We start from the raw sequence: 25283 nt of genomic DNA, 5'->3' as shown, positions 1-25283 counted from the left end.
TTGCGCAGTCGCCGGGAGTTCGGTTCTCTGGAGTCATGACCGACACCGAAACCGCCATCCTGGCCGGCGGCTGCTTCTGGGGTATGCAGGACCTGATCCGCAAGCAGCCGGGCGTGCTGAAAACCCGGGTCGGGTACACCGGTGGGAGCAACGACCACCCGACCTACCGCAACCACCCCGGCCACGCCGAGGCCGTCGAGATCATCTACGACCCGAGCCAGACCGACTTTCGCGCGCTCCTGGAGTTCTTCTTCCAGATCCACGACCCGTCGACCGTCAACCGGCAGGGCAATGACGTCGGAACGAGCTACCGCTCGGCGATCTTCTACACCGACGACGAGCAGAAGCGCGTCGCCGAGGACACCATCGCCGACGTCGACGCCTCGGGCCTGTGGCCCGGCAAGGTGGTCACCGAGGTGACGCCGGCCGTCCCGTTCTGGGAGGCCGAGCCGGAACACCAGGACTACCTGGAGCGCATCCCCAACGGCTACACCTGCCACTTCCCGCGGCCGGGCTGGAAACTGCCCAAGCGCGCGAGTTAGGCGGTGGCAGCGCGCTCGGCGATCAGCCGGGCGACCAGCTCGGGATGCTGATCCGGCAACCAGTGGTTGGCGCCCGCGACGATCTCGAACTTGTACGGCGCATGAACGAACTGCTCGGTCAGCAGGGCGCCCTTGCGGCCGAGCGCGATGTCGCCGTCGCTCCAGATGTAGGTGGTGGGCCGGGTCACCGGGGTGAACGCCGATTTCGGGTTCACGAACGGCATGGCCCGGTACCAGTTGAGCGCCGGGGTCAGCGCGCCGCTCTCGAACACCTCGGCCCGCGTGACGGCCAGCGCGTCGGCGGTCATACCGCTGCGCGGCATGGCCAGTTGCGCGAATCGTTCGCCGAGCCACGGCACCTGGAAGATCAGCATGTAGTACGAATGCAGCGCCTGTGTCCCGACGGCCATCGCTTTGAGGAAGGCTCCGGTGTGGGGCACCGACACCGCGGTCAGGGTGCGCACCAGCTCCGGTTTCGTCGCCGTCAGCGCCCAGGCGATCGCGGCGCCCCAGTCGTGCCCGACCACGTGCACCGGGCCGCCGACCAGGTCGATCAGCGCGGCGACGTCATCGGTCAGTTTGGGGATCGTGTACTGCCGCCGCCCCTTCGGCCGCGCACCCGGTGAGTAGCCGCGCTGATTCGGCGCGAGAGTACGGAAACCATTGGCGTGCAACAGCTCCGACACGGCGGCCCAGGACTCAGCTGTCTGCGGGAAGCCGTGCAACAACACCACGACGTCGCCGTCGATGGGGCCGGAGTCGACCACGTCGAAGGTCAATCCGTCGTGGCGGTACTGCGTAATCCGTTCGGTCACAGCATGAACCTACAGCGGGGTGACCCGCCGGCGTAGCGCCACGCGACCACCGTCCTTCGGCGTATAGGCCACGCCGCGTGAGAAGACCTTCTCCCCCGGCGCGCTGTTGACCTGAACGGCAAAGTGCCGCAATACAGTCCGCAACACGACGTCCATCTCGACCTGCGCGAACACCGCACCGACGCACCGGCGGGTACCGCCACCGAACGGCAGGAACGCCAGCGGCGGCCGGCGGCCGAGGAAGCGCTCCGGGTCGAACCGCTCCGGATGCGGGAATTCCTTTGCGTCCTCGTGCATGTGGTCGATGGCGACGATGACCGAGAAGCCCCGCGGGATGACCCATTCCCCGAGCTGGAAGGTCGGTGCGTACACGTGCCGGCCGGCGAAGTCGATGATGGTGCGGATGCGTTGCACCTCCAGGATGGTCGCCTGGCGGTACTCGTCCGTCTCACCGGTCGCCACCTCGTCTTCGAGGCGCCGCAGCACCTCGGGGTGCCGGGAGATCCGCTCGAAGACCCACGCCATGGTGGCGGCGGTGGTTTCGTGGCCGGCCGCCAGCAGCGTCAGCAGTTCATCGGCGATGTGGCTGCGGGACATCGCCGTTCCGTCCTCGTAGGTGCTGCGCAGCAGCAGCGCCAGCACGTCGTCGCGGCTCTCGAGGTTGGGGTCGGCGGCAACTGCGTCGATCAGCCGGCCCACGACGTCGTCGTACTGCCGTCGGTATTCGGCGAGCCGGCCCCACGGCGTGAAGCGGCCGTAGGTGCGCGGCGGCATGGGCAGCACCGCCAGCCGCGACCCGAGGGTGACCCACGGCGGGATGATCCGCCGTAGTTCGTCGAGGTGGTGACCGTCGGCACCGAACACCGCGCGCAGGATGGCGTTGAGGGTGATGTGCATCATCGGCTCGAGCGTGGGGAACGACTTCCCCTCCGGCCAGGACGCTGCCGCGCGCAGCGTCTCCTCTTCGAAGATGCGCTCGTAGTTCTTGATGCTCTTGCCGTGGAACGGCGGGGTCAGCAGCTTGCGGCGAAGCCGGTGCTCGGAGCCGTCGAGCGCGAACACCGATCCGCTGCCGAGGACACGCGACAGGTTCGGCTGGATGTTGCCGACGTCGGCCGGGTTCGCCGCGAACAGCTGCTTGGCCAGCTGCGGGTCGGTCACCATCACCGCGCGGCCGAAAACCGGTGCGTCACAAGTGAATACCGGACCGAGCCGCGGCACCATGCGATTGACGAACCGGCGCCGGTTGGTGGCGAACGCGACGCCTTGGAGAAATTTGGGGACCCCGGTTGCCGGCGGCAGGTGGATCGCCGGGGCACACTCGGTGAGTTCAGCGGTGACGGTTTCGGTCATGGCGCGCTCCAAACCCTGAATGACGCGGTACCACGGTGTACCACGCTGTTATCAGGTACGGTACCGGCTGGTACCACCGCTAGGCAAGGGTTCTGGGAAGAGATGACGGACAGCGAGGGCAACTCGGCACAATCGGCTGCACAGCCGTTCCGCAGGCGGCTGCTTGACGGGCTCGCCACCTCGCTGGAGACCCGCGGCTACCGCGACACCACCGTCGCCGACATCGTCCGGAACGCCAAGACCTCGAAGCGCACCTTCTACGACCAGTTCGCCAGCAAGCAGGAGTGCTTCGTCGAGCTGCTGCGGACCAACAACGAGGACCTCATCGCCAGGATTCGCGCCGCCATCGATCCCGACGGTGCCTGGGAGCAGCAGGTGCGCAACGCGGTCGACGCGTACGTCGCGCACATTGAATCGCGGCCCGCGATCACCTTGAGCTGGATCCGGGAGGCGCCGGCCCTCGGTGACGCCGCGCTGCCGCTGAATCGCCTTGCCATGGAGCACCTCACCGACATGGTCGTCGACCTCACGAGCGGTTCGGGGTTCCAGCGCGCCGGGATCGCGCCGATCAGCCGGCCACTGGCGCTGATCCTGCTCGGCGGTCTTCGCGAATTGACCGCACTGCTCGTCGAGGACGGCCGGGACGTCGCCGAACTCACCGAGCCGGCGCTGACCGCCGCGCTCGCGATGCTGGGCACCCGATCGTCAGCGCAGCATCAGCCGGGCTGACTTCTCCAGCCGTTCGGCGATCTCGTCGTACGACGTGAAGCCCATGCCGGCGCGGACCAGCGCGCCCGAATAGAGCATCTCCAGCGATTCGATGACGTCGTCGTCCACGTCCGGGCCGAGTGCCGCGGCCAGGCGGGAGCGGATGTCCGCGGCAATGCGCTGCCGCAGTACCTCGACATCCGGATCGCGGCCGAGCAGCGCGTTGGTCACAGCCCCCGCGAACTCCGGTTCGTCGATCACCAGCAGCGCGATGTGCCGCAGCACCTCGGTCACCCGGGTGGCAGGATCGTCGGAGTCGTGCGCCGCGGGCGGCGACGAAGCCAGCCGGCGCCAGAACACCTCGGCAACCAGGTGTTCCTTCGACGAGAAGTAGGTGTAGGCCGTCGCCGCGCCGACGCCGGCGTCGGCAGCGACCCGGCGGACCGTCAGACCCGCGAAGCCTTCGCGGCGCAACAGATCGAGTGCGGCACGGCTCAGCCGGTCGACCGTATCGGCCTGTTTGGCCGTCAACCGGCGCCGGGTGGGCTCAAGCGCCTGTTCAGACACGTGTCCGGACGCTACGGCAACTGGCGAAGCGCAGCAAGCGGTCTACCGTGGACACATGCGGGCGTTGATCGTCGTCGACGTGCAGAACGACTTCTGCGAAGGGGGTTCTCTCGCGGTGTCCGGCGGTGGCGCCGTGGCCCGCGCGATCACCGGCCTGCTGGCCCGCCGCGAGTACGACCACGTCGTGGCCACGGCGGACCATCACATCGACCCGGGTGCACATTTCTCCGATCAACCCGACTACCTGACGTCCTGGCCGCCGCACTGTGTCGCCGGGACACCGGGCGAGCAGTTCCATCCCGAGCTCGACGTGTCAACGGTCGAGGCGGTGTTCCGCAAAGGCCGGTACTCCGCGGCATACAGCGGGTTCGAAGGCGAGGACGGCACCGGAACTCCGCTGGCGGACTGGCTGCGCACTCGCGGGGTCGACGAGGTGGATGTGGTGGGCATCGCAACCGACTACTGCGTCAAGGCGACGGCCGCAGACGCCGCCAAGGCCGGGTTCCGCACCCGCGTCCTGCTCGACTACACCGCCGGGGTGTCCTCTGACGGCGCCGCGAATGCCATTGCCGCCCTGAGAGATTCCGGCGTGACGGTTACTTAGGCCGTCGGGTCCACCGGCCGCCCCGACCACCGCGGCCGACGTCCGGCCTGCAGCGCCCGCACGCCTTCCTTGGCGTCGTCATGTGCCATCACAGCGAGATGGATCTCCGTCTCCCGCCGGCCCACCTCGTCGCGCGACAGGTCGAACGAATCCCACAGCAGCCGCTTGCTGGCCGCCACCGACATCGGCGCGGTGTTGTCCGCGATGTCGTGGGCCACCTCCAGCGCGGCCGGCAGCACCTCGTCAGCGGGCAGCACGCGGCTCGCGATACCGAGCTCCGCTGCGCGGGTGCCATCGAAAGTTGTTCCGGTCAAAAGGATTTCCGCGGCCCGCGCGATCCCGACCAACCGGGGCAGCGCCCAGTGCGAGTAGGCGTCCCCGACCACCCCGCGGCGCACCTGCACAACGCCGTAGCGGGCATCGGCGGCGAAGATCCGGATATCGCACTGCAGCGCCAAGGTGAGCCCCAGCCCGATCGCGTGCCCGTTGACCGCCGCGATCACCGGCTTGCTCAACGACCACGCCGCGACCTGGATGCCGGCCGCGCTGAACTCCGGGCCCGGCGCCGCGAACGTCTGGTCGCCCGCGGCCAGGTCGGCACCGGCACAGAACGCCGGTGGCGTCCCGGTCAGCACGACGGCCCGCACATCGTCCGAGTGGTCGCAGCGGGTGTAGGCGTCGGCGAGTTCCTCCCGCATCCCGTCACCGAAAGCGTTGCGCCGCCCCGGCCGGTTCAGCGTCAGTGTCACCACACCGCCGCCGAATGCGGTCAGCAGTGTGCGGTACTCGGGGAACACCGCCCGAGTAAACCACGGTTCGGTAATACCTCTGCAACAGAGCTATTATAGGGACGTGCCCGTCACCTCCGATCTCGCCACCGGCCTGTTCCACACCGTCGGCAGGTTCCGCCGGCAATTACGCCGGACCGCCGGCGGCAGCTTCGCGGGAGTGACCCAATCGCAGGCCGAACTGCTCAGACTGGTCGGCCGGCAGCCCGGCATCTCGGTTCGGGAAGCCGCACAGGAACTCGGCCTGGCCGCCAACACCGCGTCGACCCTCGTCTCCAAGCTGGCTGCGGACGAGCTCCTCGTCCGCACCGTCGACCCCGACGACCGGCGCATCGGCCGGCTCCGGCTGACCGAACCCGCCCAACAGCTCGCCGATCAGACCAGGGCCGCCCGCCGGGCCGCCCTCGATGTCGTACTGAACCAACTCAGCGACGAGCAAATCCGTGATCTGACAAAGGGTTTGAACGTCCTGGACGAGATGACCCGAATGCTCCAGGAGGGCCAACCATGAGCACCCCCGCCATCGAATGCGACCACGTCACGCACTGCTACGGCGATTTCACCGCGGTCGACGACCTCAGCCTCACCGTCGACGTGGGCGAAACCATGGGACTGCTCGGCCCCAACGGCGCAGGCAAGACCACGCTGGTGCGGCTGCTCACCACGCTGACACCCGTCAAGCACGGTCAGATACGCATCTTCGGGCTCGACGCCGGACGCCGCACCATGGACATCCGCCAGAACCTCGGCTATGTGCCGCAACAACTTTCAATCGAATCCGCCCTCACCGGTCGTCAGAACGTCGACCTTTTCGCGCGCCTCTACGACGTGCCGCGCCGCGAACGCCGGGACCGGGTCGACGATGCGCTGCGGGCCATGCAGCTGCTCGATGTCGCCGATCGGCCTGCGAAGACCTTCTCCGGCGGCATGGTCCGGCGACTCGAGTTGGCACAAGCCCTGGTGAACCGGCCATCGCTGTTGATCCTCGACGAACCCACCGTCGGCCTGGATCCCATTGCGCGCGACAGCGTCTGGGCCCAGGTGGCGAACATGCAGCGCGAGTTCGGCATGACGGTCCTGCTCACCACGCACTACATGGAGGAAGCCGACGCGCTGTGCGACCGGGTTGCCCTGATGCATCACGGCGTCCTGCAGGCCGTGGGGTCGCCCACCGATCTGAAGGCCACGCTCGGCCCGGACGCCACCCTCGAGGATGTCTTCCGGCACTACGCCGGCTCCGATCTGTCGGGCGATGACGACCGCCAGACCTTGAAGGATGTCCGCGCCGGAAGGAGGACTGCCCGTCGTGTCAGTTGATGTCGAACTTGTCACCGCGCCCCGTGGCACCAAACGCATCGGCGGCCTCGCCCGCCGGATGGGCGCCTTCGCGCTCGTCGAGTTGCAGAAGCTGCGCTATGACCGCACCGAGTTGGTCACCCGGACGATTCAGCCCGCGTTGTGGCTGCTGATCTTCGGGCAGACGTTCTCGCGCCTACACGTGATCAGCACCGGCAGCGTGCCCTACCTGTCGTTCCTGGCGCCCGGCATCATCGCCCAGTCCGCGCTGTTCATCTCGATCTTCTACGGCATCCAGATCGTCTGGGACCGCGACGCCGGCATCCTGGCGAAGCTGATGGTCACCCCGTCGCCGGCGTCGGCCCTGATCACCGGCAAGGCCTTCGCGGCCGGAGTCCGATCGATCGCCCAGGTGCTCGGGGTTCTGCTGATCGCGCTGCTGATGGGCATCCACCTGAGCTTCAACCCGCTGCACATCCTGGCCGCGATGGTGGTGGTGATGCTCGGGTCGGCGTTCTTCTCGTGCCTGTCAATGACTTTGGCGGGGTTGGTCCGCAATCGCGACCGCCTGATGGGCATCGGCCAGGCCATCACCATGCCGCTGTTCTTCGCCTCCAACGCGCTGTATCCGGTGGACATCATGCCGGGCTGGCTGCGCGCGCTGTCCACCGTGAACCCACTGTCGTACGAAGTGAACGCGCTGCGCTCACTGCTGCTGGGCACACCGGGCAACACCCGGCTGGACGTCACGGTCCTCGCCGTCGCGGCGGTGCTCGGCATCGCTGCCGCGTCGGGCCTGCTGCGCCGCCTGGTGCGGTGACCAACGCTGTTCGACTACCTAGTCGGCTCTCATCTCACGCCTAGGCCGCGGGCGTTGACTCGATGTCATGAAGCACAGCATCGTCGCGGTCGTCCTGGACGCCGGCACCGACGCCGGACTCGCCACCGCACACAGCCTGCTGGCCGACGGGCACCGCGTAGTGGTGACCGCGCGGCAACCCGGTTCGCTGGTCCGCATCACTCACGGCTATCCCGCCGATCGCGTCTACGCGCTCGCGGCCGACACTCACGATCGCAGCCAGTTCGACCAGGTGCTGGCCCTGACCCGCGCCCGGTTCGGCCGCGTCGACATGATCGTCGACCCCGAGCTGTATCGCTCGGTCCTGCCTGCTTCCGCCTGAATTGCTGTTAGGTTCGAGCCAATCGGCAGATCATGGCCACAGATTGGAACGAACGTTGCGCAACGCCCTCAAGATCGCTGCAGCAGTCTTCACCGTCGCGGCGGTGTCCGCCGGCGCCACCGAAACCCTGGCCAATAATCCGGCCACCATCCCGTTCATCCCGACGGGCATCAGCCAGTCGGCCAGCAGTGTCGGCTTCGCCGATTCCGACGTCTACGGCATGAACGCCGACGACATCAACCACACCTTCGACCTGATGTCGGCGACCGGTGTGCGCACCGTCCGCATCATCATTCCGTGGGCCGGTATCGAGGGCACCCAGGGCAGCTTCAACTGGGGCCAGGTCGACACGGTCGTCGGGGCGGCCAATGCCCGCCACATGTCGGTGGTCGGCGCGATCGTCGCGACGCCGGCCTGGGCCGTGGCACCCGGTGCCATCCCGATCAGCAGCCCGCCGGCCTCCGCCGCGGTGTACGGCGATTTCGCCGGCGCGGTGGCCGCGCACTACCGGGGCCGGGTGGACGCCTACGAGATCTGGAACGAGCCCAACGCGGTGATGTCCTGGACGTCCGGCCCCCAGGGCCCGGAGCCCGGTGTCTACGCCGACATGCTCAAGGCCTCGTACCCGAAGATCAAGGCCGCCGACCGCGGCGCGGTGGTGATCGGCGGTGTGGTCGGCGCGGTCGTGTCCTTCGGCTCGCTGACGCTGGACCCGGTGACCTTCATCCAGCGCATGTACGCCGCCGGCGCCGCGGGTTCGTTCGACGCGCTGTCGTTCCACCCGTACCACTACAACCTGAAGTTCTCGGCAGGCGCCGGAGTGCCCAACTCGCCGCTGAGCCAGACCGACGGCATCCACGCCGCCATGGCCGCCAACGGTGACGGCGGCAAGAAGATCTGGGCCACCGAGTACGGCGAGCCCAACTCGGCCGTCGACGAAGCCACGCAGGCCGACTACATCCGCGACTTCCTGGCCAAGTGGCGCACCCTGCCGTACGCCGGACCGTCGTACATCTACACCACGCGCGACCGCGTCACCGGCAGCGGAAACCCCGAGGAATCCATCGGGGTCTACCGCACCGACTGGAGCCCGAAGCCGGCTCAGGCGGTCGTGAAGTCGATGGCGTGACGATCATCTAAAAAGCTGGCCTCGCGATCTCATCGTTCCATACTGCTCGCGAGCTAGTTGTGACTCGGGTATTTGGCCCGGGGGCATGCTCGCGACTCCTTCTATGCAAGCGCTGCAGCACTCGCAATCAAAGATCCGCACGCTGGCGTCCAGAGTGCCCAGCTGTTTGCGCCAAAGTCATCGATGTAGCATCCGATTGACCGCTAAGGCGAGTTCTATCCCGCCTTGCGCTGGCGCCGATGCTATTCGGTCCGTGGCTATTACTTCGGCGGGAATTGCTTCTTCTGAAGAAACTCCACAAATTCACTACCCTTCGCGATTTTGTCAGAGGCATACGATGTCTCCGCTTGAAACTCCGCGAAGTATTCACGCAACTCAGCCAAACAAGCTTGCAGGTCAGCGTCTTCGATCGAGGTGGAGGACTTCGAAATACCGGCCAGTTGCACGGGCCTTCTGACACGACCCCCAAACAGCTTGGCAGCCGCATACATCGCTAGGTGAAACCGCAGATTTGTGCGTTCTTGCGCTGTCGCGGCAGCGCTTTCAGAAGCCAGGAAAGCATCAATCGATTTTTGCGACCTGGCGAGCCAGAGATAAACTTCCAACGGAATCGAGTTGGAGAATATGGTCTCGTATTCCTCGTCACGCTTCAACAAGCTCGAAGGCCGCGCGCGCGAATTATCCGGCCGCCCTAACCCCATCGCCATGGCGGCCTGGGCCAGCAACGGAATACTCACAATCCGCTCAGCAGATTTTCCAATATTTCGATAGTAGTTTTTGCGTCGATCGTAGAACCAGTCATTACCTAGGAAATAGGCTTCAATGTCACGCTGAATCCCATCGGTAGCTCGGAGCGATGCTGCAGGCACAGACGTCTGACGGTTCGTCGCCCTAATAACTTGGTCTCGCGTCGTAATGTCATCACCGGTAACCAGAATCCGCACCAAAACCGACCTACGCCGGATCGGATGATCTTCGTCGAGATCACCAAGCACCCTGAAAATCGAATGCGACGTCTGCAGTCCATTCACAACTTGCACATTGTCCATCGAGTACGTCTTCGATATAACAGTGGCTTTCGAACAGACAATCGTTATTCCATTGTTAAGCCACCAGAATTCGGGCGAATCATTACTTCGGAGCGATTCCATTATCTCACGATTCACCTCTACGTCGCCCTGATAATCTCGCACGTTCCAGTCGAAGATGTGGCGACGCAAACTACCTTGTTCATCCGTGAGAAATGTAACGTAATCACTGAGCTGAACGAGGGCTACGTGACTGTTGCCACTAGTAGCGTTTTCCTGATAGGTGAGCTGAATGGTATACGACGGAATAGAATTGGCCGAAAGCCAGAGTTCCTCGGCGCCCATGAATTCTACGCTCGCAGAAGCGCCTGGCATTACATTTGCCAATTGAGACTGTAGATGATTTGCCTTGATTTCCACTTTTGAGTTGACACTGCCAGTGTCTCCCCTCGACGCATAAATCGCATATATGGCTACATCGGGATGCCTACTCGCCAGATTGCGGAGCGCTCTCCTGAAGAACCCGGTTCGCAGCACGATTGTTGGCGAATATAACTTGAGCAGGTCGGCCTCGTCTTCGCCCAAGCTGAGTAACCGACGCATCGAATCGGCTATCTTTTCCACAGCGGTTTCAGTGAACGATGACTCACGCTTAGCCTGTACGATCCACAACTCTAAGCGCGTGCCTGCGGCGGTCTTTTTGGCGTCGTATCCATCCTGAATGACCTCGCTGTCTTCGGAGAGTGGAACTCCGCCAAGTAACACGTAGACAGCGTCAATTCCGCCGTCATTCGAGCCACCTATTACCCCGTCAGAAACCTCATCTACCGACAACTCCCGAGACCGAAGCGCCTGCTCTGCCGCGAAAAGTTCAAATGCTTCATCCTCAGGTAATGCGACGGCGCGCTCCTTCTGCCGTTGTAGGAGTACCTGATCTAGGAGCGCCTGCTCGTTGTTGGCCACGTGACAGAGCCTAGGTTACGCAACCGACAATTTTTGCAAGGTAAGGCGGACCGCGCCGGCCATGACACGCCCCCAAAAGCGGTATCTGGGGTGGGCCTGTGGGCCCGATCTCCGGCGCTTAGCTTACTTCTCCTACTACAAGATCATCCGCGCCTGGAGCGGGGTCGGTTCCTCACCAGCTTGCACTCAGTCCATTGCTGATTAGTGCACCTAACCGTCGACGATGTTCGCGATGGCTCCCAGCGGCAGGTCCAGCCAGTGCGGCCGGTGCCGGGCCTCGTACCCCGCTTCGTACACCGCCTTGTCGAGCTCGTAGGCGGCGAGTAGTTCCGCATCGGGCTCGGTACCGCCGCCCTCGGCATAGCCCGCGCAGAACGCCGCCCGGTTACGGTCGGCCCATTCCCGGGCGCGAGCCGCGAGCTGCTTGTGGCGCTGTTCGTTGCCGCCGCCCTCGGTCAGCCGCTGGAACGCCGCGTATTGATAGGACCGAAGAATGCCCGCGACGTCACGCAATGGCGAGTCGGGTGCGCGGCGCTGATCCAGTGACTGCCCGGGTTCGCCTTCGAAGTCGATCAGCAGCCAGGTCTCGGGGGTACGCAGCACCTGACCCAGATGCAGATCGCCGTGAATGCGTTGCACCGTGATCGGCTGACCCTCGAGCGCGCGGTAGCGATCCTCGATCGCCGCGGCGTACTCGCGGACCTGCGGCACCGACGCCGTCACCGCGGCCAGCCGCTCCAGCATCGTCTCGACCGGAAACAGTGCCGTGGCCGTGCCGAGCTCGGCCGCCAGCGTGGCGTGCACCGCGGCGACGGCCTGCCCCAGCCGCTCCGATTCCCCGGCGAAGTCGCCGCCCACCTCATTGGCGTACAGGTCGCCTTCTGCGTACAGGTCCCGTGTGCTGGCGACGGCCATGTCCCAGCCCTCGGCGGCGTTGTCGGCGAAGCGGGCCAGCATGCCCAGCGCCGTCTCCGGACCACCATCCAGCGACACCGTCCCCAGCAGCGGCGCCACATGCGGGCTGCCGGCCCGCCCGAGCACCCGAGTGAGCTCGATGTCGGGATTCACGCCGGACGTGACGCGGCGGAACAGCTTGAGGATGGCGGCCTCGTCGAACACGACACTGGTGTTGCTCTGTTCGGCGCCCATCACGCGCGACGTCTCGCCCGCGGGCAGCTCGGCGTCGGGCTCGGCGGAAAAGGAGACCGGACCGATCGTCGCGGAGTCGGCGATCAGGCCGAGCAGCAGGTTCGCGACCTCCGGGTCACCCAGGGCGTCACCGACCTCGCCGTCGCCTTGGCGCAGCACCAACTGGTAGCGCTCGCCGGGGCCGTCCTGGTAGCTGACATCGAGCAGCACCAGGTCGATGTCGTCGCGCAGCGCCACGACCAACGCCGGTTCGGCTCCGGCCAGCTCGCGGTTGCGCCCGGCGTACCAGCGCTGCTGGGTCAGGTATTCGGTCAACTGTGAATCCATCACGGCTCCTCACCGACGGGCGCACGCAACGAGAACCAGTAGAAACCATGCCCGGGCAGTGTCAACAGGTAAGGCAGTTCCCCGATGCGGGGGAACTCGACCTGGCCTGTCAGTTCAACCGGCGTGTAGCTGTTCCAATGCTGCAGGTTCAGTTCGATCGGCTGGGGGAAACGGGACAGATTGTTGACGCAGAGCACCGTGTCACCGTCGAGCTCGCGCACATAGGTGAGCGCCGACGGATTTGACCCGCCGAGTTCCCGGAACGAGCCGACGGCGAACGCGTCGTGCCGTCGCCGCACCCCGAGCATGGTGCGTGTCCAGTTGAGCAGGGAATTCGTGGTGTCGCGCTGCGCTTCGACGTTCACCGCCTGATAGCCGTACACCGGGTCCTGACTGGGCGGGACGTAGAGCCGGCCGGGGTTGGCGGTGGAGAACCCGGCGTTGCGGTCGGCGGACCACTGCATCGGGGTGCGCACACCGTCGCGGTCGCCGAGCCAGATGATGTCGCCCATGCCGATCTCGTCGCCGTAGTACAGCACCGGGGACCCGGGCAGCGACAACAGCAACGCGGTGAACAGCTCGGTCTGGTTGCGGTCGTTCTCCAGCAACGGGGCCAGGCGCCGACGGATCCCGACGTTGGCCTTCATCCGAGGATCCTTGGCGTACTCGGAATACATGTAGTCGCGCTCTTCGTCGGTGACCATCTCCAACGTCAGCTCGTCGTGGTTGCGCAGGAAGATGCCCCACTGCGCGAGGTCGGGTATCTCCGGGGTCTGCGCCAGGATCTCCGAGATCGGGAACCGCGACTCCCGCCGGACCGCCATGAAAATCCTTGGCATCAAGGGAAAATGGAACGCCATGTGGCATTCGTCGCCGCCGGTCTCGGGATCGCCGAAATACTCGACGACGTCGGCCGGCCATTGATTGGCCTCCGCCAGCAGCACCCGGCCCGGGAACTCGTCGTCAATCACCTTGCGGCAGCGCTTGAGGAAGGCGTGGGTCTCGGGCAGGTTCTCGCAGTTGGTGCCCTCGCGTTCGAACAGGTACGGCACCGCGTCGAGTCGGAATCCGTCGATGCCCAGGCCCAGCCAGAAGCGCAGCACATCGATCATCGCTTCCTGCACGGCGGGGTTGTCGTAGTTCAGGTCGGGCTGGTGGGAGAAGAAGCGGTGCCAGTAGAACTGCTTGCGCACCGCGTCGAAGGTCCAGTTGGACTCCTCGGTGTCGACGAAGATGACGCGCGCGTCCTGGTATTTCTCGCTGGTGTCGCTCCAGACGTAGTAGTCGCCGTAGGGCCCGTTCGGGTCGCGGCGGGACTCCTGGAACCAGGCGTGGGCATCCGAGGTGTGGTTCATCACCAGGTCGGTGATGACGCGGATGCCGCGCTTGTGTGCGGCGTCCAGCAGCGCGACGAAGTCGTCGACGGTGCCGAACTCGGGCAGCACCTTGTAGAAGTCACGGATATCGTAGCCACCGTCACGCAGTGGCGAGTCGTAGAACGGTGGCAACCAAATACAGTCGACACCAAGCCATTTCAAATAGTCGAGTCGCTCGGTGAGACCTCGGAGGTCACCTGAGCCGTCGGCGTCTGAGTCGTAGAAGGCGCGGACCAACACCTCATAGAAAACCGCGTGCTTGAACCAGGTGCGGTCCTCGGGGAGGACTCGCGCATGTCCGAAGTCTGCGGCGCTTGGATGTTCCACGCCACCGTTGGAGGCGTCCATCGAGAACCAACGTACCCGCGCCTGGGTAGGGTGCAAACGTGGCGACACGCGATCATGGCGACCCAGGTGATGCTCCGACGATCCCGCCGCCGCTGGCCGAAATCGTCAACGCGACCCGGCCGACGGCCGCCGAAGAGGCCCGGACCATCGCGGCCTCGACCAACACCGGGACCCTGGCAACCCTCACGGCGGACGGCGATCCGTGGGCGTCGATGGTCACCTATGGACTGCTCGGCGGCTCGCCGGTGCTGTGCGTCTCGAATCTCGCCGAGCACGGCCGCAACCTCGCCGGCGATCAGCGGGCCAGCATCTCGATCATCGCGGCCAGCGCCGACAAGGACCCGCTCGCCGGTGGCCGGGTGACCCTGGCCGGCCGGGTGGCGCGGCCGGAAGGCGCCGAACGCGACGCCGCCCGGGACGCCCATGTCGCGGCGGTACCGGCCGCGAAGTACTACATCGACTACAGCGACTTCGCCCTGTGGGTGCTGCACGTCGACCGCGTCCGGTGGGTCGGCGGCTACGGTCGCATGGACTCGACCACCGGCGCGGATTACGCTGCGGCCCAGCCGGATCCGGTGACGCCGGCGGCCGCCGGGGCTGTCGCGCACCTGAACGCCGACCACGCCGACGCGCTGGCGGCCATGGCCCGCGTGCTGGGCGGTTACCCCGACACCGAGTCGGCGACCTGTACCGGCGCCGACCGCTACGGCCTCGATCTGCGGGTCGACACCGCCCGCGGCATGGCCTACACCCGGGTCGGATACCCGCGGCCCCTGCAGTCCATCGATGAATTACGTTCCGCAACAGTCGAATTGGCTCGACTGTCCCGCCAGGTTTAGGATTCGCACCATGTCTGATCGCCCCGCAGGCTGGGAAGCCGCATTCGACCTGATCCGCACCCGCGGCTACGAGCGCCGCGAGGAGCCGTTCCGGCTGGCCAGCGGGCAGCTCAGCCACGACTACATCGACGGCAAGTTCGCCATCGACAACGGCGTCAGCCTGACGATCGTCAGCAAGGCCGTGGCCGAACTCGCCGCGCTGCGCGGCATCGAGTTCGACGCCGTCGGCGGCCTGACCATGGGCGCCGACCCGCTGGCGCACGGCGTCGCGATGGTCACCGGCAAGCGGTGGTTCTCGGTCCGCAAGGAGCAGAAGGCGCGCGGCCGTGAGCAGTGGCTCGAAGGCACCCGCATCGAGCCCGGCACCCGGGTGCTGCTGGTCGACGACGTGATCAGCACCGGCGGCTCCACCGAGATCGCCTACGATCGCGTCACCTCCGTCGGCGCGGTGGTCACCGGTGTCATCCCGATGGTCGACCGCGGCGACATCGCCACCGACCGGTTCGCCAAGCGCGGTGTGCCGTTTGCCGCGTTGGTCAGCTACCGCGATCTCGGCATCGAACCGGTCAAGGACGTCTAAAGCGCGGACACGCGCGCCGATACCGAGCAATTGGCGCGAGCCACCCCTAGCATCTGGGAGGTGGCTGACAGCGACGACCCAGAGCGCGAACTCTCGCCGGGTGGCGTGCTGGAATCTTCCGCCGAAGAGCAGGACGACGACCCGGACACCGATCCGTTCCGCGCCGTCGACCCGGGCCCGCACGGCACTGGACCGTTTGCCGGCCCGACGACGGGTTCGTTCGTCATCCCCGAACCGGAGCCGACGGGCGACACCTTCGATGCGTTCAACACCGACACCTGGCGGTTCCGCGAGCCCCCGCCACCCTGGTACCGCACGAAAGACGCCCGGCTGCTGCTGATCGTCGTCGCGGTCGCCGTGGTCGCGCTCGTCGTCTCGCTGGTGGTCCTGGCCACCCGCCGCGATTCCGGCTCCGATGAGGCGCCCGCGGAACCGACACCCGCGACAACCACGACCACGACGACGACGCCCGCCCCGGTGACCTCGTCGACGCTCAGCCCGCCGCCTCCTCCCCCGCCGCCGGCCGAACCACCGCCCGCCGCGGCGCCCCCGGCGTATCACCCACCCGCCGCGCCGCCCGCACCTACGCGTCCGCCGGAGATCAACGTGACCCGCATGCCGATGAGCGTCGCCCCGAACCCACACCGCCGCTGATGACCGATCCCGCCGCCCTGTTCTCCGCCGCTCCTGTCGCGGTCCTGGCGACGGTGTCCGCCGAGGGCCAGCCGCATGTGGTGCCGGTGGTCTTCGCGGTCAGCGGGGACCGGCTCTATACGGCGGTCGACGCCAAGCGGAAGTCGACACAGCATCTGCGGCGGCTGGACAACATCGCGGCCAACCCGCGCGTGAGCCTGCTCGCCGAGGAGTACGACGATGACTGGTCCCACCTCTGGTGGGCCCGTGCCGACGGCATCGCCAGCGTGCACCCGAGCGGCGACGAGATGGCGATCGGCTACTCGCTGCTGCGGGCGAAGTATCACCAGTACGACCGGGTGGCACTCGACGGCCCGGTGATCCGGGTGGCGATCAGCCGCTGGAGTTCCTGGCACGCTTGAGCTGCTTGAGTCTTGTGCCGACCGTCGCGACAGGAGCATGGTTGACGTGAGTCGTCGATAGGGGCACGCCATGGCCGACAAGTCGAATAGCTCATCCGGAGCCGCGCCCAGTGCGGACAGTCCGGCCGCGATCCGAAATGTGGTCCTGGTCGGGCCATCTGGGTCCGGCAAGACCACTCTGGTCGAGGCCCTGTTGCTCCATGCGGGCGTGCTGACGCGAGCCGGCACGGTGCTCGACGGCACCACGGTGTCCGATCACGAGCCGGCCGAAGTCGAGCAGCAACGGTCGGTCGGCTTGACGCTCGCCTCACTTCAGCACGGGCCGGTGAAGATCAATCTGCTCGACACCCCTGGCTACGCCGATTTCGTCGGCGAACTGCGGGCCGGGCTCCGGGCTGCCGATTGCGCATTGTTCGTGATGGCGGCCAACGATGAGGTGGACGCTGCCACCAAGGCGTTGTGGCGCGAATGCGCCGACGTGGGGGTGCCGCGAGCCGTCGTGGTGACCAAACTCGACCACGCCCGCGCGACGTTCGCCGGGGCGGTGCAGTCGGCGCAGGAGTCGTTCGGGGACAAGGTGATTCCGCTGTACCTGCCCGAGGGAGACGGACTCGTCTCACTGCTCGCGGACGACGCGACCCTGATCGAGGGCATCATCGAGGAGTCCGAGGACGAGACGCTGATGGAGCGGTACCTGGGCGGCGAGCAGATCGACAACGCGGTGCTGGTTGCCGACCTCGAGCGCGCGGTGGCCCGCGGTTCGTTCTTCCCGGTGATCCCGATGTGTAGCACCACGGGCACCGGGGCCGCCGAACTGCTCGACGTCATCGCCCGCGGGTTCCCTTCTCCCCCAGAGCATGTGCCGCCACAGGTGTTCACCCCGGCCGGCGTGGAAAGGCCCGCGCCCGCCTGCGATCCCGCCGCACCGCTCCTGGCAGAGGTGGTGAAGACGACGTCGGACCCGTACGTCGGCAAGGTGAGTCTGGTCCGGGTTTTCTCCGGCACCATCAGGCCCGACACGACGGTTCACGTGTCGGGCCATTTCAATTCGTTCGCCGATCCCGCCGCCGGATGTGCCGAGCACGAGGACCACGACGACGACGAGCGCGTCGGCGCGCTGTCGTTTCCGTTGGGCCGCAAACAACGCCCGGCGACCGAGGTGATCGCCGGCGACATCTGCGCCATCGCGCGGCTGACGTGCGCCGAGACGGGAGACACCCTGTCGGACAAGGCTTCCCCGCTGGTGTGCCGGCCGTGGACCATGCCCGCGCCGCTGCTCCCCATGGCGATCGTTCCGCACGCCAAGACCGATGAGGACAAGTTGTCGGTGGGGCTGGCCCGGCTGTCTGCCGAGGATCCGACACTGCGTGTCGAGCAGAACCCGCAGACCCACCAGATCGTGTTGTGGTGCATGGGTGAAGCCCACTCCGCGGTGGTCCTCGACGCGCTGTCACGGCGATTCGGCGTCGCCGTCGACACCACGGAATTGCGCGTCCCGCTGCGAGAGACGTTCGGCGGCAACGCGAAAGGCCACGGCCGGCACGTCAAACAGTCCGGCGGGCACGGACAGTTCGCGGTGTGTGACATCACCGTCGAACCGCTTCCGGAGGGGGCCGGATTCGAGTTCGTCGACAAGGTCGTCGGTGGCGCCGTGCCGCGGCAGTTCATCCCGAGCGTGGAGAAAGGCGTTCGCGCCCAGATGGATCGGGGCATCTGCGGGTATCCGATGGTCGACATCCGGGTGACGCTGCTGGACGGCAAGGCGCACAGCGTCGACTCGTCGGACTACGCCTTCCAGCTGGCGGGCGGGTTGGCGCTCCGTGAGGCCGCTGCCGCCGCGTCGGTGAATCTGCTCGAACCCATCGACAGCGTGCACATCGTGGTGCCCGACGAGATGGTCGGCGCGGTAATGAGTGACCTGTCGGGGCGGCGCGGCCGTGTGCTGGGCACCGACACAGCCGGCGATTCGTGCACCGGCATCGACGCCGAGATTCCGGAGATCGAGCTGACCCGGTACCCGATCGAACTGCGGTCGCTGTCCCACGGAGCCGGGTCCTTTACCCGCACTTTCGCCCGATACGAACCGATGCCCGAGGCGGTCGCGGCGCGGGTGCGCTGATCTCGCCACCGTGATCCACGACTTCGGCAAACCTGATCGTGACTGACATCACTCGATGTCATAGTGTCGTCACATTCGTGCGCGCGCAGGCGGGCACCAGGGATGTCAAAGGGGACACCGGTGGGGACACAGTCGGGGCTCAGTCTGCATAAATCCGGTCGGTACCGCCTGGCCGTGCTCGCCGCCGCCATGGGTATCGCTGCGGCGACCAGCCAGCACGTGGCCTGGGCCGAAACCGGGACGACCGACTCGCCGGGCACTTCGGCCGGCCAGTCGGCACCGCAGAAGCCCGGCCCGGCCAAACCCAAGCCGGCGAAAACCGACAAGAAGGACAAGAAGCCCGGTAAGAACGCCGGCCAGGCCGGGACGGTCACGGACAAGTCCGACAAACCGGACCCCAAGCAGGACACGGCCACCGATACCGACACCAAGGCCACCGACCCCGAGTCAGGTGCGGATCCGGAAGCCAAACCGGATCCAAAGCCCGCGGCCAAGCCCGATCCCAAGCCCGCCGCCAAACCGGCGAAGAAGGGTTCCGATTCGGCCAAGCCCGCCGGCGACGGCAAGAAGGCACCGAAGCTCCAGCCCGCCACCTCGAGCGCCCCGGCCAAGGACGCGACGGTCAGCTCCCCCGCAGCCACCGCGCCAACCGTCGCCGGCACCCCCGCACCGGCCAAGACCCCCGCGCCGACCACCCGGCTCGCAGCCCTGGCCTCGACCACCAACACCGTCGGCACCCTGACGACGCCGACACCACCGCAGCCGCTGAACCCGATCGCGAAGATCATCCAGCTGCCCGGACGCATCATCAACACCGTCCTGCAGGTCCTGGACCTGACGGTCTCGCAGAGCGGCCCGAAGAGCCCGTTCAACTGGTCGCCCATTTCCGAGGCGCTGTTCGCGGGCTTCCGCCGCATCGAGGACATGCTGGGGCTGAGCAAGACCCCCACCGCGGCGCCCGTCGTCCCGGAGCTGACCTACACCGGCCCTACCAGTGGTGACACCCCGACAGTCGAGCAGTTCCTGAATGCCTCGGCCAACGCCTACGTGCTCGGCGCCCAGCCGGGTGATCTGAAGCCGTTCACCGTCAACGGTTTTCAGATGCAGACCTTCAACCCGCTGTCCGGCGCCGTCGGCAAGGCGTGGGTGACGCCCGAAGGCCAGATCATCGTCGCCTACCAGGGCACGACGGGTGGGACCAATCTGCTGTTCCATCCGCTGATCGCGCTGTCGCAGATCTTCACGGACACGCAGATCATCTTCACCCACACCACGCCGCAGGCGTTCTGGGACTCGCTGGCGTTCGAGCGGAAGGTCGAAGCAGCGGCCCTCGCGCAGGGCTACACCACCGACGACATCTTCGTCACCGGTCACTCACTGGGTGGCTGGGAGGCCCAGTTCGTCGCGCAGAAGACGGGCCGCGGCGGCATCGGCTTCGAAGGCCCCGGACTGAACACCTCGGTCCCGGGCAACGGCATCAACTCGAACTTCGTCAACGTCGAGACCTACGGTGACACCGCGGCGTACTTCGCCACCGACCTGCCGGGCCTGCAGCCGTTCATGCCGGCCTACGACCCCACCGGCGGCAGCAAGCCGCACTACGGCAACATCGTGATGATCGGTGATCCGGAGGCAGTGAACCCGCTGTTCAACGCGTCCGCGCTGTGGGGCCCGAACCCGATCAACGACATCGTCTTCGCCGTCGACATCCTCGGTAACTTCTTCGAGCACCACCTGCCCGGTATGCAGGCCTACAACCTGGGTGTGGCACCGGATCCCGGCGTGGTGCCCTGGCTGGGTTCCTACACCGGGGCGATCAACGACTGGGGTGACCTGGACATCTACGAACTGCAGCACGCCGCATCCGATGCCGGTGTCCTGATCGCCCCGTAACCAGTGATTTGTGCACGATTTTCCGCGGCAGGCGCGGAAAATCGTGCACAAATCCCCTTTGATGGAACCGCGGGGCCGCCGCGTACGTCCGAATCTGTGTGCTTGACGAATACCTTCGCCGCCACGATGGCGTAATCACCCGTGCCCAAGCCCTGACTGCGGGGATCAGCGATGACGCCATCAGCCGCCGAGTCCGCTCCGGCCACTGGCTGCGATGCGCCCCCGGAGTGTTCTTCGTTGACGATCGTGCATTCAGCGATGCGGCCCGCGTACGGTGTGCAGTCTGGTCCTACGGCCCAGCGGCCACCGCCAGCGGACTGGCCGCCGCGTGGTGGCTGGGCGTCACGCACTATCCGCCGGAGACGGTGGAAGTCACGGTGCCGAAGGTCAGCAATCATCGCAAGCGCGACGGCATCCGGGTCCGCCGCCGCGATCTATTGCCGCAGGACATCATCGAACGCGGCGGACTGCGTGTCACCGCACTCCCACTGACCGTCATCGAAGCCGCGACGCGGCGTGGGGGTGGCGCCAAACTCATGGACACTGCGTTGCAGCGGCACGTCGAGCTGAAGAAACTCTGGGACGCGCACCTGCGCAACAAAGGACGACACGGATCGCCTGCGGCTCGGATACTGTTGCTGGCCGCCGAAGACGGGGCCCGCTCTCAAGCTGAACGCCTATTCATAAAACTATTGCGCCGCAACAAGATCACGGGATGGAAAGCCAACTGTCCCGTTGCCGGATACAAGGTCGACGTCGTGTTTCCGGCAGCAAAACTCGCCATCGAAGTCGATGGCTGGGCCTTTCACAGCAGTGCCGACGACTTCGAGAACGACCGCAAGCGGCAGAACATCATCTCGCTGCTGGGCTATCAGATCTTGCGGTTCACGTGGCTCGATCTGACCGAGTATCCGGACCGGGTGCTCGCCGAAATACGGAGTGCCCTGCGTTTCAGGCAGGCCGCCTGAAAATTTGTGCACGATTTTCCGCGGCGACCGCGGAAAATCGTGCACAAATCCCGGTGTCAGAGCAGGCCGAGCAGCTGCAGGTCGGTGATGTACTTGACGATCACCGGCGCGGTGACGTGCGGGATGTCCTTGTCCGGGCCGAGCTTGGCCTCCTGCACCGCTTCGCGGAACACGACAACCGGCGCGATGGACCCGTTGTGCGGGTGCTCGGGCTTCTGGTAGTTGTGCAGCAGCGGCAGCAGCGACGCCTGGCGCTGCCGGTCGGGCAGGGCCCGCAGGGTGGTCTCGAACCGGGCCAGCCATTCGGCGTAATCATCAACGCGGGCAATGGAGTACCCGGCCTCGATCAGCCAGTCGACGAACTCGTCCATGCCCAGTCCGTCGGCGTGCGGGTTCATCACGTGGTAGGTGACGAACTCGCCCGCGGGACGCACACCCAGCGTGTCGATGGCCTCGGCGATGAACTCGACGGGCAGCCCGTCGTAGTGCGCGGCCTGCCGGTTGCCCTCGGTGTCCAGCTCGTAGAACGACTTCGGCGCGATACCGGTGGCCACCAGCGAGAACATCATTCGGGTGAACATGTCGGGCAGGTTCAGCTGCCCCGCGTACGACGTGTCCGCGAGGATCATGTCGCAGCGGAACACCGAAACCGGAAGTCCGCAAAGATCATTCGCCTCCCGCAGCAGCACCTCGCCGGCCCACTTGCTGTTGCCGTAACCGTTGGCGTAGCCGTCGTGGACAGCACGCACCGGGCTCATCACGCGCACGTCGGCCTCTTCGGTGAACGTGCCCGGCGTCAGCTGGTCACCGACGCCGATGGTGGAGACGTAGATGTAGGGCTTCTGCCGGGTGGTCAGCGCGATGCGGATGAGCTCGGCGGTGCCGAGCGCGTTGGGGCCGAACAGCTCGCTGTAGGGCAGCACGTGGTTCACCAGCGCGGCCGGGTCGACGATGACGTCGACCTCGTCGGCGAGGCGCTGCCAAACCTCCTGCGACAGACCGAGATTCTCGTCGCCCTTGTCGCCCGCGATGACTTCGAGGTGATCAGCGGCGAGGGCCTGGTAGTGCGCCAGCGGCTTCGGATCACCGGAGTCGAACGTGGCATCCAGACGGGCCCGGGCCTCTTCGTCGGACTTGGCGCGCACCAGGGCGATGACCTTGCCGTCGACCAGGTCCATCCGCTCGAGCCACTCCAGCGCCAGGTAACGGCCCAGGAATCCGGTTGCGCCCGTGAGCAATACGGTCCGCACCTCGGCGGCCGGCCCCGGCAGTGACGGCGCGGCGGCCAACGTCGCGGCGTCGATGAACTTGTCCAGCGTCAGGTCTGCCGCGCGCACCTCGACGGCGTTCTTGCCGTGCACCGAGCTGAAGCTGGGTCGCTTGGCGCCGCCACTGCGTTCGTTCTCGATGTAGGCGGCCAGCGCTGCCAGATCGTTGGCGGGGCTGACGATGATGCCGACCTGGACCTCGACGCCGAAGATCTCCTCGAGCAGGTTGCCGAAGGTCAACGCGGACAAGGAGTCTCCACCGAGATCGGTGAAGTGGGCGTCGGCCGACACCTCGCCGGAGGCGCCGAGCAGCGCGCTCGCCGCCCGGATGACGGTCGGCAGGGCCGGGCCGTCGGCGCCGTGCTGCCGCAGCTGCCGCAGCTCGTCGGCTTGTCCCGCGGCCAGACTCACATACAGGTCTTCCAGCGCCGGGCCGTAGTGCGCCTTGAGCTTCGGCCAGGCCAGCTTGCGGATGCCGGTCAGCAGCCCGTTCTCCAGCGAGAACGGCTCGGTCTCGATGATGAAGTCACGGGGAATCTCGTAGGACTGCAGCTCGGCGGCCTTGGCGACCTCCTGCAGTGAATCGCTGATCCGCTGCTTCAGTTCGGCGGAATCCCAACGGGCCAGGGCATCTTCGGTCGGGACCACGACAGCCAGCAGGTACGGCTGCGCGCTGTTGCCGTAGACGTAGATCTGCCGGACCAGCGGGCTGTTGTTGCTGAACGCCGCTTCCAGCTTGGCCAGCGTGACGAACTCGCCCTGCGCCAGCTTCAGCACGTTGTTGCGCCGGTCGACGTACTGGATCTGGTCGGGGCCGATCTCGGCGACGACGTCGCCGGTGCGGTAGAAACCGTCCTCGTCGAACACGCTCGCGGTGACCTCGGGCCGCTTGTAGTAGCCCGGGAACAGGTACTGGGTCTTCACCAGCAGCTCACCGCGCGGGTAGGGCTGGTCGGTCAGGTAGTAGCCCAGATCGGGGACGTCGACCAGCTTGTAGTCCAGGGTCGGCGGGCGCTGGATGACGCCGTCGAAGAAGACCATGCCGGCCTCGGTCGAGCCGTAGCCCTCCAGTAGGTGGATACCGAGGAACTTCTCGACCCACGCCTTGAGCTCATCGGTGATGGGCGCCGAGCCGGTCATCGCCTTGATGTAGCGGCCGCCGATCAGGTTCTGCCGCATGTCGGCCATCACCTGCTGCTCGATGTCGTCGCGCTCGGCCTCACCGGCGCCGGCGGGCACCAGCTTGTCGACACGGCTCTGGAATTCCAGGTACAGCATCTCCCAGACGCGGGGCACCAAGTTCAGCTCGGTGGGCCGCGCCAGCGCGAAATCTTCGAGGAGAGTGGACAGGTCGCTCTTGGCGGCGAAGTAGACGATGCCGCCGTTGGCCAGGCTGGAGTACAGGATGCCGCGGCCCATGACGTGGCTCATCGGCATGAACGCCAGGTTGATGGACGCCTCGCTGGGGCCGAACCACGCCGTGCTGGCCCGCCGCCAGAAGCTCGTCATGTTGCTCTCGGGGTACATCGCGCCCTTCGGCGCACCGGTCGAGCCGGACGTGTAGATCAGCAGGGCCAGCGGGTCGGCCTCCTCGAAGACCGGGGTCGGGGCGGACGGCAGGTTGCGCCCGCGGCCGAGCACGTCGGCGAAGGTCTCGACGGTGACGTTCAGGCCGGCTTCGGCGAATGCCGCCCGCGCCAGGTCGATGGCCTCGCGTTCGTCGTCGACCTCGGCGTGGTGGTCGAACACCAGGAACCGGGCAGGTGCGGGGCCGCCGACCGCGAGCTCGACGGCGTCGGCCACGTAGTCCGCGCTCACCGCGATCAGGACCGGTTCGGTCTCGGCGACGATCGGCAGCAGCGACGACGCCGCGGAGCTGGTCTGCAGCGGCACCGAGACGGCGCCGATCTGCCCGAGCGCGGTGTCGATGACGGTGTAGTCGGTGCTGGTGAAGCCCAGGATCGCGACGCGATCGCCGGCCTTCACGCCGTCGGCGTGCAGCGCGGCGGCGACGGCGCGGATGCGGTCCCACAGCTCGCCGTAGGTGATGGTGTCGTACTTCGGCAGCAGCCTCGCCACGGTGCGGCCGTTCTCGGTGACGAGCTCGACGGCGCGCTGTCCCAGCGCGGTCCGGTCGGCATAGCCCTCGAGAACGGTCTTCACAATCTCGGGCAGGCGCATGCCGGGCTTCTCGACCGACTGGGCCACGGACAGCAGTGGCACGGCAGCGGCGAACTGCGGGTCATTGGCGGCTAGGTCGGCGATCCGGCGGGCGAGCTCGTCAGTAGCGCTTTCGGCATGGTCAATCGACATGAAGAAACCTCACGAAAAATCGAAATCTCGAATGGGTACGCCCCGTTGCATCCCCACTAATTGAATGACGCTGG

The 25283-nt window shown here is 66.5% G+C and carries 23 protein-coding genes; 15 read left to right on the top strand and 8 right to left on the bottom strand.

Features of this window, described 5'->3' with window-relative positions:
- Positions 1-35: 35 nt before the first annotated feature.
- A complete protein-coding gene (gene msrA / locus QRN63_RS09125) occupies positions 36-542 on the top strand; it encodes a peptide-methionine (S)-S-oxide reductase MsrA (protein WP_267319665.1) in 507 nt (168 codons plus the stop codon).
- Here msrA and QRN63_RS09120 read toward each other — a convergent pair.
- The gene (locus QRN63_RS09120) at positions 539-1357 is read right to left on the bottom strand and encodes an alpha/beta fold hydrolase (RefSeq protein WP_285030485.1); all 819 of its coding nucleotides are present in this window, start codon (positions 1355-1357) and stop codon (positions 539-541) included. The genes msrA and QRN63_RS09120 overlap by 4 nt on opposite strands.
- 9 nt (positions 1358-1366) lie before the next feature.
- Positions 1367-2710 carry a cytochrome P450 gene (locus QRN63_RS09115; protein WP_285030484.1) on the bottom strand — a complete coding sequence of 448 codons (1344 nt, stop codon included), beginning with the start codon at positions 2708-2710 and terminating at the stop codon, positions 1367-1369.
- Positions 2711-2812: 102 nt separating this feature from the next.
- Between QRN63_RS09115 and QRN63_RS09110 the strand changes: the two genes are divergently transcribed.
- Positions 2813-3439, top strand: a complete 627-nt coding sequence (locus QRN63_RS09110) for a TetR/AcrR family transcriptional regulator (RefSeq protein ID WP_267319668.1) — start codon at positions 2813-2815, stop codon at positions 3437-3439.
- On the opposite strand, the gene QRN63_RS09105 is transcribed toward QRN63_RS09110, so the two are convergent.
- A complete protein-coding gene (locus QRN63_RS09105) occupies positions 3416-3985 on the bottom strand; it encodes a TetR/AcrR family transcriptional regulator (RefSeq protein WP_267319669.1) in 570 nt (189 codons plus the stop codon). The genes QRN63_RS09110 and QRN63_RS09105 overlap by 24 nt on opposite strands.
- A gap of 55 nt (positions 3986-4040) precedes the next feature.
- Here QRN63_RS09105 and QRN63_RS09100 point away from each other — a divergent pair, with 55 nt between their 5' ends.
- Positions 4041-4589, top strand: coding sequence for an isochorismatase family protein (locus QRN63_RS09100; protein WP_285030483.1), 549 nt, complete (start codon positions 4041-4043; stop codon positions 4587-4589).
- Here the strand turns inward: QRN63_RS09100 and QRN63_RS09095 are convergent.
- Positions 4586-5386: an enoyl-CoA hydratase/isomerase family protein gene (locus tag QRN63_RS09095; protein WP_285030482.1), complete on the bottom strand. Its 801-nt coding sequence runs from the start codon at positions 5384-5386 to the stop codon at positions 4586-4588. The two genes, QRN63_RS09100 and QRN63_RS09095, sit on opposite strands and share 4 nt — an antisense overlap.
- Before the next feature lie 55 nt (positions 5387-5441).
- Here QRN63_RS09095 and QRN63_RS09090 point away from each other — a divergent pair, with 55 nt between their 5' ends.
- From QRN63_RS09090 to QRN63_RS09070, 5 genes are all read left to right on the top strand, one after another.
- Positions 5442-5888 (top strand): MarR family winged helix-turn-helix transcriptional regulator, encoded by a 447-nt coding sequence (locus QRN63_RS09090; protein ID WP_285030481.1) that lies wholly within the window; start codon positions 5442-5444, stop codon positions 5886-5888.
- Positions 5885-6694 (top strand): ATP-binding cassette domain-containing protein, encoded by an 810-nt coding sequence (locus QRN63_RS09085; RefSeq protein WP_285030480.1) that lies wholly within the window; start codon positions 5885-5887, stop codon positions 6692-6694. Before QRN63_RS09090 ends, QRN63_RS09085 begins: the two co-directional genes overlap by 4 nt.
- A 58-nt stretch (positions 6695-6752) precedes the next feature.
- Positions 6753-7493, top strand: a complete 741-nt coding sequence (locus tag QRN63_RS09080; protein WP_285030568.1) for an ABC transporter permease — start codon at positions 6753-6755, stop codon at positions 7491-7493.
- A 67-nt stretch (positions 7494-7560) separates the two neighbouring features.
- Entirely contained in the window at positions 7561-7854 is a 294-nt protein-coding gene (locus QRN63_RS09075; RefSeq protein ID WP_267319674.1) for an SDR family NAD(P)-dependent oxidoreductase, read from the top strand.
- Between the two features lie 55 nt (positions 7855-7909).
- Positions 7910-8983, top strand: coding sequence for a cellulase family glycosylhydrolase (locus QRN63_RS09070; RefSeq protein WP_267319675.1), 1074 nt, complete (start codon positions 7910-7912; stop codon positions 8981-8983).
- 260 nt (positions 8984-9243) lie between these two features.
- Here the strand turns inward: QRN63_RS09070 and QRN63_RS09065 are convergent, their stop codons facing one another.
- The 3 genes from QRN63_RS09065 to treS all read right to left on the bottom strand — a co-directional run bounded on the left by QRN63_RS09065 (position 9244) and on the right by treS (position 14174).
- Positions 9244-10974 (bottom strand): AIPR family protein, encoded by a 1731-nt coding sequence (locus QRN63_RS09065; RefSeq protein ID WP_285030479.1) that lies wholly within the window; start codon positions 10972-10974, stop codon positions 9244-9246.
- 210 nt (positions 10975-11184) lie between these two features.
- Positions 11185-12450, bottom strand: a complete 1266-nt coding sequence (locus QRN63_RS09060; RefSeq protein ID WP_285030478.1) for a maltokinase N-terminal cap-like domain-containing protein — start codon at positions 12448-12450, stop codon at positions 11185-11187.
- A complete protein-coding gene (gene treS, locus QRN63_RS09055; protein ID WP_285030477.1) occupies positions 12450-14174 on the bottom strand; it encodes a maltose alpha-D-glucosyltransferase in 1725 nt (574 codons plus the stop codon). The genes QRN63_RS09060 and treS overlap by 1 nt, the downstream gene beginning before the upstream one ends.
- 38 nt (positions 14175-14212) lie before the next feature.
- Here treS and QRN63_RS09050 point away from each other — a divergent pair, with 38 nt between their 5' ends.
- From QRN63_RS09050 to QRN63_RS09020, 7 genes are all read left to right on the top strand, one after another.
- The gene (locus tag QRN63_RS09050) at positions 14213-15013 is read left to right on the top strand and encodes a HugZ family pyridoxamine 5'-phosphate oxidase (protein ID WP_285030476.1); all 801 of its coding nucleotides are present in this window, start codon (positions 14213-14215) and stop codon (positions 15011-15013) included.
- Between the two features lie 10 nt (positions 15014-15023).
- Positions 15024-15593 (top strand): orotate phosphoribosyltransferase, encoded by a 570-nt coding sequence (locus QRN63_RS09045; protein WP_285030475.1) that lies wholly within the window; start codon positions 15024-15026, stop codon positions 15591-15593.
- 60 nt (positions 15594-15653) lie between these two features.
- Complete coding sequence (locus QRN63_RS09040) at positions 15654-16247, top strand: hypothetical protein (RefSeq protein WP_285030474.1); 594 nt, start codon at positions 15654-15656, stop codon at positions 16245-16247.
- Complete coding sequence (locus QRN63_RS09035) at positions 16247-16648, top strand: TIGR03668 family PPOX class F420-dependent oxidoreductase (protein WP_267319681.1); 402 nt, start codon at positions 16247-16249, stop codon at positions 16646-16648. Before QRN63_RS09040 ends, QRN63_RS09035 begins: the two co-directional genes overlap by 1 nt.
- Positions 16649-16718: 70 nt before the next feature.
- A complete protein-coding gene (locus QRN63_RS09030; RefSeq protein WP_285030473.1) occupies positions 16719-18767 on the top strand; it encodes an elongation factor G in 2049 nt (682 codons plus the stop codon).
- A 120-nt stretch (positions 18768-18887) separates the two neighbouring features.
- Positions 18888-20660 carry a hypothetical protein gene (locus QRN63_RS09025; protein WP_350224437.1) on the top strand — a complete coding sequence of 591 codons (1773 nt, stop codon included), beginning with the start codon at positions 18888-18890 and terminating at the stop codon, positions 20658-20660.
- A gap of 98 nt (positions 20661-20758) precedes the next feature.
- The gene (locus QRN63_RS09020; protein WP_285030472.1) at positions 20759-21628 is read left to right on the top strand and encodes a type IV toxin-antitoxin system AbiEi family antitoxin domain-containing protein; all 870 of its coding nucleotides are present in this window, start codon (positions 20759-20761) and stop codon (positions 21626-21628) included.
- A 56-nt stretch (positions 21629-21684) separates the two neighbouring features.
- On the opposite strand, the gene car is transcribed toward QRN63_RS09020, so the two are convergent.
- The gene (gene car, locus QRN63_RS09015; protein ID WP_285030471.1) at positions 21685-25209 is read right to left on the bottom strand and encodes a carboxylic acid reductase; all 3525 of its coding nucleotides are present in this window, start codon (positions 25207-25209) and stop codon (positions 21685-21687) included.
- Positions 25210-25283: the final 74 nt, after the last annotated feature.

Origin of the sequence: Mycolicibacterium sp. lyk4-40-TYG-92 (assembly GCF_030209435.1) — a bacterium.
GTDB lineage: Bacteria > Actinomycetota > Actinomycetes > Mycobacteriales > Mycobacteriaceae > Mycobacterium.
Note: the sequence above shows the minus strand (reverse complement) of the source record. Positions and strands in the feature narration are given on the sequence as shown.

Excerpts from the sequence above, each read along its gene's own strand:
- msrA (WP_267319665.1), top strand. The coding sequence starts at position 36 with ATGACCGACACCGAAACCGCCATCCTGGCCGGCGGCTGCTTCTGGGGT.
- QRN63_RS09115 (WP_285030484.1), bottom strand. The coding sequence starts at position 2,710 with ATGACCGAAACCGTCACCGCTGAACTCACCGAGTGTGCCCCGGCGATC.
- QRN63_RS09110 (WP_267319668.1), top strand. The coding sequence starts at position 2,813 with ATGACGGACAGCGAGGGCAACTCGGCACAATCGGCTGCACAGCCGTTC.
- QRN63_RS09100 (WP_285030483.1), top strand. The coding sequence starts at position 4,041 with ATGCGGGCGTTGATCGTCGTCGACGTGCAGAACGACTTCTGCGAAGGG.
- QRN63_RS09085 (WP_285030480.1), top strand. The coding sequence starts at position 5,885 with ATGAGCACCCCCGCCATCGAATGCGACCACGTCACGCACTGCTACGGC.
- QRN63_RS09080 (WP_285030568.1), top strand. The coding sequence starts at position 6,753 with ATGGGCGCCTTCGCGCTCGTCGAGTTGCAGAAGCTGCGCTATGACCGC.
- QRN63_RS09075 (WP_267319674.1), top strand. The coding sequence starts at position 7,561 with ATGAAGCACAGCATCGTCGCGGTCGTCCTGGACGCCGGCACCGACGCC.
- QRN63_RS09060 (WP_285030478.1), bottom strand. The coding sequence starts at position 12,450 with ATGGATTCACAGTTGACCGAATACCTGACCCAGCAGCGCTGGTACGCC.
- treS (WP_285030477.1), bottom strand. The coding sequence starts at position 14,174 with ATGGACGCCTCCAACGGTGGCGTGGAACATCCAAGCGCCGCAGACTTC.
- QRN63_RS09045 (WP_285030475.1), top strand. The coding sequence starts at position 15,024 with ATGTCTGATCGCCCCGCAGGCTGGGAAGCCGCATTCGACCTGATCCGC.
- QRN63_RS09035 (WP_267319681.1), top strand. The coding sequence starts at position 16,247 with ATGACCGATCCCGCCGCCCTGTTCTCCGCCGCTCCTGTCGCGGTCCTG.
- QRN63_RS09030 (WP_285030473.1), top strand. The coding sequence starts at position 16,719 with ATGGCCGACAAGTCGAATAGCTCATCCGGAGCCGCGCCCAGTGCGGAC.
- car (WP_285030471.1), bottom strand. The coding sequence starts at position 25,209 with ATGTCGATTGACCATGCCGAAAGCGCTACTGACGAGCTCGCCCGCCGG.